The sequence below is a fragment of the Nocardiopsis sp. TNDT3 genome, assembly GCF_003427465.1.
In the GTDB taxonomy this organism is placed as follows: Bacteria; Actinomycetota; Actinomycetes; order Streptosporangiales; family Streptosporangiaceae; genus Nocardiopsis; species Nocardiopsis dassonvillei.
On sequence record NZ_QPFC01000616.1, the window covers coordinates 1 to 8,324 of the forward strand.

General features: G+C 69.5%; 7 protein-coding genes. 3 read left to right on the forward strand and 4 right to left on the reverse strand.

The features are described from left to right. A partial coding sequence (locus DQW06_RS15685; protein WP_013156421.1) for a hypothetical protein occupies positions 1 to 375 on the reverse strand: 375 nt, incomplete at its 3' end. A 569-nt stretch (positions 376 to 944) separates the two neighbouring features. Between DQW06_RS15685 and DQW06_RS15690 the strand changes: the two genes are divergently transcribed. Beyond that, positions 945 to 2,231, forward strand: a complete 1,287-nt coding sequence (locus DQW06_RS15690; RefSeq protein ID WP_041553459.1) for an MFS transporter — start codon at positions 945 to 947, stop codon at positions 2,229 to 2,231. 375 nt (positions 2,232 to 2,606) lie between these two features. On the opposite strand, the gene DQW06_RS28935 is transcribed toward DQW06_RS15690, so the two are convergent. Beyond that, a complete protein-coding gene (locus tag DQW06_RS28935) occupies positions 2,607 to 3,833 on the reverse strand; it encodes a hypothetical protein (RefSeq protein WP_157983453.1) in 1,227 nt (408 codons plus the stop codon). Positions 3,834 to 4,228: 395 nt separating this feature from the next. Here DQW06_RS28935 and DQW06_RS15705 point away from each other — a divergent pair, with 395 nt between their 5' ends. Then, entirely contained in the window at positions 4,229 to 4,693 is a 465-nt protein-coding gene (locus DQW06_RS15705; RefSeq protein ID WP_117198801.1) for a TIGR03668 family PPOX class F420-dependent oxidoreductase, read from the forward strand. A 201-nt stretch (positions 4,694 to 4,894) separates the two neighbouring features. Here DQW06_RS15705 and DQW06_RS15710 read toward each other — a convergent pair whose 3' ends face one another. After that, positions 4,895 to 5,728, reverse strand: a complete 834-nt coding sequence (locus tag DQW06_RS15710; protein ID WP_117198803.1) for an SDR family oxidoreductase — start codon at positions 5,726 to 5,728, stop codon at positions 4,895 to 4,897. A gap of 275 nt (positions 5,729 to 6,003) precedes the next feature. Between DQW06_RS15710 and DQW06_RS15715 the strand changes: the two genes are divergently transcribed. Further along, positions 6,004 to 6,225 carry a ribbon-helix-helix protein, CopG family gene (locus DQW06_RS15715; protein ID WP_094800422.1) on the forward strand — a complete coding sequence of 74 codons (222 nt, stop codon included), beginning with the start codon at positions 6,004 to 6,006 and terminating at the stop codon, positions 6,223 to 6,225. 115 nt (positions 6,226 to 6,340) lie between these two features. Here DQW06_RS15715 and DQW06_RS15720 read toward each other — a convergent pair whose 3' ends face one another. Next, the gene (locus tag DQW06_RS15720) at positions 6,341 to 8,158 is read right to left on the reverse strand and encodes an acyl-CoA dehydrogenase (RefSeq protein ID WP_019609228.1); all 1,818 of its coding nucleotides are present in this window, start codon (positions 8,156 to 8,158) and stop codon (positions 6,341 to 6,343) included. Positions 8,159 to 8,324 lie beyond the last annotated feature (166 nt).

The following is an 8,324-nucleotide window of genomic DNA, read 5'->3' on the forward strand; positions in this document are numbered from 1 at the left end:
GGCCGCGACCGTGTGTTTGATGACGCTGCCGTGGCCGTAGACCGGCTCGGGCCCCTGCGCGAAGGGGTTGAGGAGCTCGGCGGCGCCGACGGGGTCGCTCGCGGGGTGCGAGACCGGGCCGCCGTGGAACAGGTCGTTCCAGAAGAAGCGGCCGTCGCGACACCAGACGTTGACGTCCCGCTGGACCGAGACGACGGCCAGCTCGGAGCTGCCCGACCAGTAGAACTGGCGGGGGGTCACGGAGGCGAGCTCGCCCAGGAGTGCCGTGATCGCGCGCTGGGCGCAGAAGGCGTGGCGGGGCTTGTGCTTGATTCGCCTGGCGAGGGCCGATTTCGCCCGGGAGGCCCGGGGGTTGTTCAGGCGCCAGTGACTCAAGGTCGTCTCCAGTGGTCTAGGTTGCCGCGGTGCCGTGTTCGCTTGTGCGGCCACGTCGCCGCGGATCGAGGTGCTCCGCCTCAGGTGGCCTTGGCGGGTTCCCTCCACAAAGTTGGTGAGGCGTGAACGGTGTCGTTACCTCGTAGTTATTCTTTGCGCTCCGGATGCTAGCAGCAACTGACCCCTTGTAGTCGAGGCTTCTACAAGTGACCAATATCACATTTAACGAATGTGTCTCGACTTCACCAAATCAAGAACCGCCAGCTCAGGGCATGTATTCCGAACACCAGACCGTTTTTTGGGCCTCCCGAAAAGCCTGTCCGTTTGTGTGGGGGATGTCGCCAGTGTCACTCGTTGCGGCGACTCTTGGCGTGTTTGTCGTGACTCTCCGCGACTTAGTGCAGGTTACGGGCCCTTGACCCGGTCAAACCCCGGCTTTGCCGTCCACGCCTCCTCCCGACATGCCGGTGTTCCCGTCGGTTTTGCCCACGCTTTCACCCCGGTGTAAGGGCTGGTCCCGTATGTGGAGGACACTGGAACGGTCGTACGAAACGGAGAGAAGTCGCCCAGTGACACAGACCGAGACATCCGGTGACCGGACTACTGCACGGGAGGGCGTCGTGGCCTCCGAACCCGCTGGCGGCGCCAGGGCCTGGCTCGTGTGGGGCGTCGCCGTGGGCGGGTACTTCCTGGCGATGCTGCACCGCAACGGTCTGGGTGTGGCCGCCCTGGAGGCCCAGGCCCGCTTCGACGTCGGACCGGCTCTACTGTCCCTTCTGCCGATGCTGCAACTCCTGGTGTACGTGGTCCTCCAGGTGCCCACCGGGTTGCTGGCCGACCGGCTCGGGCCCCGCTACACGCTCGTCATGGGCATGGCGGCGATGACGGTCGGCGCGTGCCTGTTCGCGCTCGCCCCCGGCATCGAGGTGGCGGTGGCCGGGCGGTTCCTCATCGGTCTCGGCGACGCCCTGGTCTTCCTCAACGTCATCCGCCTGGCGGCCCTGTGGTTCCCGCGTTCGCGCTACGCCCTCGTCAGCGGGCTCACCGGCGTGGTCGGCGGAACGGGGCAGGTGGCCAGCGCCGCGCCGATGGCCTGGGCCCTGGAGGGCTTCGGCTGGGTGGCCGCCTTCCTGGCCACCACGGTCCTGACCGCGCTGATGGCCCTGCTGATGCTGGTGGTCGTGCGCGACCGCCCGGCCGGTGCGGCGGGCCGTTCCACGGTCGCCGACCCGATCTCGGTGTGGGCCGCGCTCAAGGAGGCGCTGCGTTCGCGAGGCCCGCAGATCGGCATGGCCCACCACGCGGCCGTCATGGCCCCGTTCACGATGATGATGGTGTTGTGGGGTTACCCGTTCCTCGTGGGCGGCCTGGGGCTGTCCGAGGACACCGCCGCCCTCACCCTCACCGCCCTGGCCGCGGGCGGGCTGTGGATGGCTCCGCTCGCGGGCGTCGTGATCGGGCGCAGCCCCGGCGTGCGCCGGTGGCTGGGGCTCATCCTGAGCACGACGCTGAGCCTGGGCTGGCTGCTGATGGTGGCGTGGCCCGGGGGAGTCCCGGTGGCCCTGGGGCTGACGGTGCTCGCGGCGAGCGCGATCGGGCAGACCCTGGCGCCGACGGTCTCCTTCGACTTCGCGCGCGACGGGATCCCCGCGAGCCGGACCGGCGTCGCCTCCGGCCTGGTGAACATGAGCGGGTTCACGACCGCCGTGGTGTGCACGGTGGCGGCGGGCGCGCTGCTCCAGACGCTGCCGGAGGGCCCCGAGGCCTACCAGCTGGCGTTCGTGCCGATGGCCGTCGCCACGGTGTGCGCGACCGCGGCGCTGTACTACTTCGTCCTCCGCCGCCCGCGGGCCTAGATCGTTGACGGGGTTGTCGCGTGCCCTGGTCAGTGGTCGCAAGCGTTCGATGACCGCTTGACCGGGGCGCCGATCAGCCAGTCGTTCCGGATCACGGCATCGGGTACCACGATGCGCCGACACATCCCTGCCCGCAACCCCTCCGCGGCCCACGCTGGCCCGGCATCGAACTGGGCTTCACGGCGCAGCGCGGTCCGTGCGGGGACATCACCCCGACCCTCGACGCCGACGCTGTGCTCGGCCTCCCATGATCTCCACGTCGCCTACGCCGACGGCCTCCGCGTCGAAGACGGTCCGTTGCCGGGGCTGCGTGACGCGGACGGTTCCAGGCATGACCCGGACCGGACGGGGCTCGTCCGGCCTCTGGGCAGGTGCTCAGCCCCGCGCCTGGCCGATCCGCTCCCTGAGCCAGTCGGAGAGCGCGTCGTCGTTCCGGGGGAACTTCCCCAGTTCGAAGACGTAGCTGTCCGGAGACGGGGGGATCGGGTGGACCCCCAGCTCCTTGTCGTAGTGGAATTGCGCGTTGAACTTCCCGGGCCTGGTCACCGGGATCGACATGCCGAGCCAGGTCCCCTTGCCCTCCTGGTACATCTCACTCTTGAGGAACTTGGCCTTCTTGTCGACGGAGCGCGGATGGCGCTTCCTCTCCGTCTCTCCGTTCTCGAAGGTCACGAGGTTCTCGCTCGCCGCGCCGCCCCCGATGTAGTCATACCGGTAGTTCATCGAGGTCCAGCCGTCCGGAGCGGCCTCGACCAGTTCAAGTGCCATGTCGCGCACCAGCTCCTGCTGCTCGGCAAGATCCATCGAACTTCCTTCCGCTCCTTCCCCGGGTTCCGCGTGGGACGGTTGCCGTAATCCGGAGTCGTCTGTTCCACCCCGTTGAGTATCCAGTCCACCGGGGTTTCCGAAGGTAGGGCTCCTGTTCCATTCGTTTCCTCGGGGCGGTTCCTGCCGTGCCGCTCCGCATGACTGTTGAGGTTTCCCTGCCTCTCCTGGAATCCTTTTCGGTCGAAATCCGGGAGTGAAAGGAGGGAGGGGGTTCGTTGGCGGTGCCGTGCGCCGGGCGTACGGCACCGGGGGGCAGCCGCCGACGCCGTCGAGGGCGTCGAGCCCGGCCTCGGTCTCGGGAGCCCTGGGCTCGCCCCCGAGGTGGTCGGGGAGCCTGCCCCGGTACAGGCCCGCTGTGTCGATGTCGATCGTGCCGGTGGTCGACAGGGAGAAGCCGCCGCCGCGCTCGTACATGCGGATCAGCGGTTCGAAGGGATCGGGCAGGTCCGGCAGGGGCACTCCGGCATCGCGGGCTGCTGCCAGGTGCAGCGCCCACACGCAGCTCCTGCCCACCGTCGGGTACTGATCGATGACCACCGGGCTCTCCAGCACACCTTCGACCACCTCGTCCGCGGCGCGCACGCCCGGCGCCGCGAATTCCGCGATGTCGTAGAACGGCCATCCCCTGGTACCCAGGGCACGTGTCCACACGGCCGAGCGGCGCAGGTACTCGCGCATCAGCGCGACCCGCGACCGCGTGTGTTCCACGTCGCCGTCCCAGTCGATCGCGTGGATGCGGGCGGCGAGGTCGCTGACCGCGGTGGTGGTGCTCATCGGAATCCCTTTCGCAAGGGTCGGGGCGGCCGCCAGGGGGTGGCTCCTGCTCGTCGTGAGCGGTCTGCGGCGGTTCCTCCGAGTCAGGGGGGTTCGACCAGTTCGAACTTCATGGTGGCTCCTCCGGCGGCGCCTCTGTGCCCTCTCATCGGTCGTCCGCTCCCGGACGCGGACACAGGTATGTGATGTTCCAACCGCGTTGATGGTTTCACCGCCCTCGGACGAAAGGAAACCGCCCGCGCGAAAGGGTTTCGGCCAATCCGCATCCGACACCTACCGGTGGACGCTCCAGGGTGGTCTGGTCCTGCTCGCGCGCGTGCGTGCGGGGGCAAGGGGAGAAAAAGGGGCGTGCGCGCCCCTTGTGCCGTCCCGGGCCGCGTGGGATTTTCTCTGTCATGAGGTGGAGTCCGGAACGGTCCAGGGAGATGTTCGCGCGGAGCCGCGTCGCCAGGCTGGCCACGGTGGGAGAGCACGGGCAGCCCCATCTGGTGCCCGTGGTGTTCGCGGCCTACGGCGACACGATCGCGATCCCCGTGGACCACAAGCCCAAGACCACGTACCGGCTCAGGCGGCTGCTCGACATCGAGGGCAACCCCCGGGTGTCGCTGCTCGCGGACGAGTACTCCGACGACTGGGACCGGCTGTGGTGGGTCCGCGCGGACGGTGAGGCGCTGGTCCTGCACGACGGCCCGGCCTGGACCGAGGCCCGCGACAGGCTGGTTGAGCGCTATCCCCAGTACCGGGACACGCCGCCCGAGGAGGCGATCATCCTGGTGGAGGTCCGCCACTGGTCCGGGTGGTCGGTCGTGGAGGAGCCTGACGCGGAGTCCGGCACGGAGCCCGGCACGCCGGAACACTGACGACGCGAAACACTGACGGCGCGGGGCGCGTGCGTTCGACGGCGGTCCCTCTCCCGGCGTCACCGTCGGCCGCCGACGGTAGCGTCGGGGACGGAACCGCCACCTGAATGGGGGGACCGCCGCGCACGGTCCTCTGGGTGGCGCCGGGGCGGGCCGGAGCCTCCCAGCGGACCGCGGCGGCGGATCCGGGTGCGGGCGGGGTCAGCCCGCGCGCCAGGTGGCGTCCTGGAGCGCGCCACCGGCCTGCGGGCCCATCAGGGAGAGTCCGCCGTCCACGAACAGCGAGGCGCCGGTGACGTAGGACGCCTCCGGCTTGGCGAGGAAGGCCACGGCCTCCGCCACCTCGTAGGCGTGGCCCGGCCGGGGCAGCGGGTACCCGGCGCGCGAGTCCAGCGCGGGCTCCTCCTCGTGCTGCCCGGTCATGGGCGTGGCGATCTCGCCCGGCGCCACCGCGTTCACGGTGATGCCGTACAGGCCCAGTTCCAGGGCCAGGACGCGGGTGAGCAGCTTCAGGCCGCCCTTGGCGGTGCAGTAGGCGCCCGCGGTCACCCGCGGGAACTCCTCGTGCACGCTGGTGATGTTGACGATGCGGCCGCCGCGACCGGCGTCGCGCATGTGCGCGGCCGCGATCTTCGAGCACAGGAAGGGCGCGTCCAGGTCCACGGACAGGACCTCGCGCCAGCGCTCGTAGCTGGTCTCCAGCAGGTGCTCCCCGGAGCCGGTGCCCGCGTTGTTGACCAGGACGCCGATGCCGCCGAGGTCATCGATCAGCTCGGCGACGGCCTCCGAGCCCCGCACGGGGTCGGAGAGGTCGTGCTGGCGGACGGACACCCGGCGTCCGGTCTCGCGGATCTCGGCCTCCGTGCGGTGCACGCCCTCCGCGTCGCTGTGGAAGGTGACGCCGACGTCGAAGCCCTGCTGCGCGAGGCGGATCGCCGTCGCCCGGCCGATTCCGCTGTCCGCGCCCGTCACCACCGCCACGCGGTCGTAGTCGTCGAACTCCCCTGCTCCCTCGACGCGGTCGTCGCGTGCCATGCTCTGCCCCCTTCCGTGCGCCTCCCGGCGGCGCACGCGCTCGGGTGAGCGGCTACCCAGCGCCACCCCCCGTACACGTGGGACGAGTGGCGCGGACGTGCGGCGGAGCTGCCCGAGCGGGCGTGTTCCGGGCGTGTGGGACCGGAGCCGGTGAGCCGCGACCGGCGCGTCCCGCGCACGGGACCGTGGCGCGGGGCGTCCCGCTTGTCCACCGTCACGCTCCTTCGGCGACGGAACTTCGGGATGATCCTCGGATACCGCTTGGAGGTGGTCCCATGGCCGACGTGCTGATCCGGAACGTGCCGGAAGGCGTCCTGGAAGTCATCGACGCGGACGCCAGGAGGCAGGGACTGTCGCGTAGCGAGTACCTGAGACGCCTGTTGGAGCGGACAGCGCACCCCTCCGGCGGTGCGGTGACCGTGGACGGTCTGGCGCGCTTCTCCGAAGCCTTCTCCGACCTCGCCGATCCGGCGGTCATGAAACGGGCGTGGGAATGAGTCGCGGAGATCACGGGGCAACCGGTGGAGCGGCTGAGAACGGTCTGACCTAGGCATCCGCCGGAGGGCGGGGCGGCCCGGTGGCCGCCCCGCCCTCCCGCTGGGTCCGACGTGGTTAGAAGGCGGACTCGGGGACGTCCATCAGGTCCACCGTCACGCCCTCGGCGATGCGGCGCTCGGCGGCGATGCGCGGCAGGAACTGCTCGGCGAAGAAGCGCGCGGCGGCGATCTTGCCGGTGTAGAAGTCCTTGTCCTCGTCGCTGGCGCCGTCGATGCTGTTGAGGGCCACCTCGGCCTGGCGCAGCAGCAGCCAGGACAGGACGACGTCACCGAAGGCCATGAGCAGGCGGGTGGAGTTCAGGCCCACCTTGTACAGCTCGCGCGCGTCCTCGGCGGAGCCCATCGCGTGGCCGACCATGAGCTCGACGATCTTCTCGACGTTCTCGGCCGCCTCCAGGAGCAGCGCGCGCTCCTGCTTGAGCTGGCCGTTGCCCGCGTCGCTCTGCGCGAAGGCCTTGATCTCCCCGGCCAGCTTGCCCAGGGCCTGGCCGCCGTTCTTCACGATCTTGCGGAAGAAGAAGTCCTGGGCCTGGATCGCGGTGGTGCCCTCGTAGAGGGTGTCGATCTTGGCGTCCCGGATGTACTGCTCGATCGGGTACTCCTGGAGGAACCCGGAGCCGCCCAGGGTCTGGAGGGACTCGGCGAGCAGCGCGTAGGAGCGCTCGGAGCCCACGCCCTTGACGATCGGCAGCAGGAGGTCGTTCATGGCCTCCAGTTCCGCGGCGTCCTGGCCCGTGCGGTGCGCGATCTGGATCGCGTCCTGCTGGGTGGCGGTGTAGAGCACCAGGGCGCGCATGGCCTCCACGTAGGACTTCTGCGTCATGAGGCTGCGGCGCACGTCCGGGTGGTGGGTGATGGTCACCTTGGGGGAGTCCTTGCCCGCGGCCAGGTCGTTGCCCTGCACGCGCTCCTTGGCGTACTCCAGGGCGTTGAGGTAGCCGGTGGACAGGGTGGCGATCGCCTTCGTGCCGACCATCATGCGCGCGTACTCGATGACGAGGAACATCTGGCGGATGCCGTCGTGCTTGTCGCCCACGAGGTAGCCGATGGCGGGGTGCTTGTCGCCGAAGGTCAGCTCACAGGTGGTGGAGGCCTTGAGCCCCATCTTGTGCTCGACGTTGGTGACGTAGGCGCCGTTGCGCTCGCCGGGCGAGCCGTCCTCGTTGATGAGGTACTTGGGGACCAGGAAGAGCGAGAGGCCCTTGGTGCCGGGGCCGGCGCCCTCGGGACGCGCGAGCACCAGGTGGAAGATGTTCTCGGTCATGTCCTGCTCGGCCGAGGTGATGAAGCGCTTCACGCCCTCGATGTGCCAGGTGCCGTCGCCCTGGTCCACGGCCTTGGTGCGGCCCGCGCCGACGTCCGAACCGGCGTCCGGCTCGGTGAGGACCATGGTGGCGCCCCAGCCGCGCTCGATGGCCAGCTCGGCGAACCGCTTCTGCTCCTCGTTGCCCTCGGAGTGGAGGATGCTCGCGAAGCCGGGACCGGCCGAGTACATGTGCACGGCGGGGTTGGAGCCGAGGATCAGTTCGGCGGCGGACCAGACCAGGGAGCGGGGGGCGCCCAGGCCGCCCAGCTCCTGGGGGAGGTCGAGGTTGTACCAGCCGGCGTCCATGTAGGCCTTGTAGGACTTCTTCAGGCTCTCGGGGAGCGCGACGGTGTTCGTCTTCGGGTCGAAGACCGGGGGGTTGCGGTCCGCGTCCTCGAAGGACTCCGCGATGACGCCCGTGGCGAGGCGGTTGACCTCGTCCAGGATCGTGCGGGCGGTCTCCTCGTCCAGCTCCTCGAAGGGGGCCTGCCCCAGGACGTCCTGGCGCTTGAAGACCTCGAAGAGGTTGAACTCGATGTCGCGCAGGTTGCTCTTGTAATGCGTCATGGACAGCTCCGCTGTGTCCCTGGCCGCGGTGTCTGTACACGCGGATCTACCGACTAGTAACAAGTCAATGTTACTACCGAGTAGCGACCTGCGCCAGTGGGAGGGAGGGAGTTGTGTCCCAGGGGATACCAAAAGGAGGGGCGGGTTTTCGTGAGGCGCGCTGAAC

Bases quoted from the DNA above. Each gene is read 5' to 3' on its own strand.
- DQW06_RS28935 (WP_157983453.1), bottom strand. From the start codon at position 3,833: ATGAGCACCACCACCGCGGTCAGCGACCTCGCCGCCCGCATCCACGCG.
- DQW06_RS15705 (WP_117198801.1), top strand. From the start codon at position 4,229: ATGAGGTGGAGTCCGGAACGGTCCAGGGAGATGTTCGCGCGGAGCCGC.
- DQW06_RS15710 (WP_117198803.1), bottom strand. From the start codon at position 5,728: ATGGCACGCGACGACCGCGTCGAGGGAGCAGGGGAGTTCGACGACTAC.
- DQW06_RS15715 (WP_094800422.1), top strand. From the start codon at position 6,004: ATGGCCGACGTGCTGATCCGGAACGTGCCGGAAGGCGTCCTGGAAGTC.
- DQW06_RS15720 (WP_019609228.1), bottom strand. From the start codon at position 8,158: ATGACGCATTACAAGAGCAACCTGCGCGACATCGAGTTCAACCTCTTC.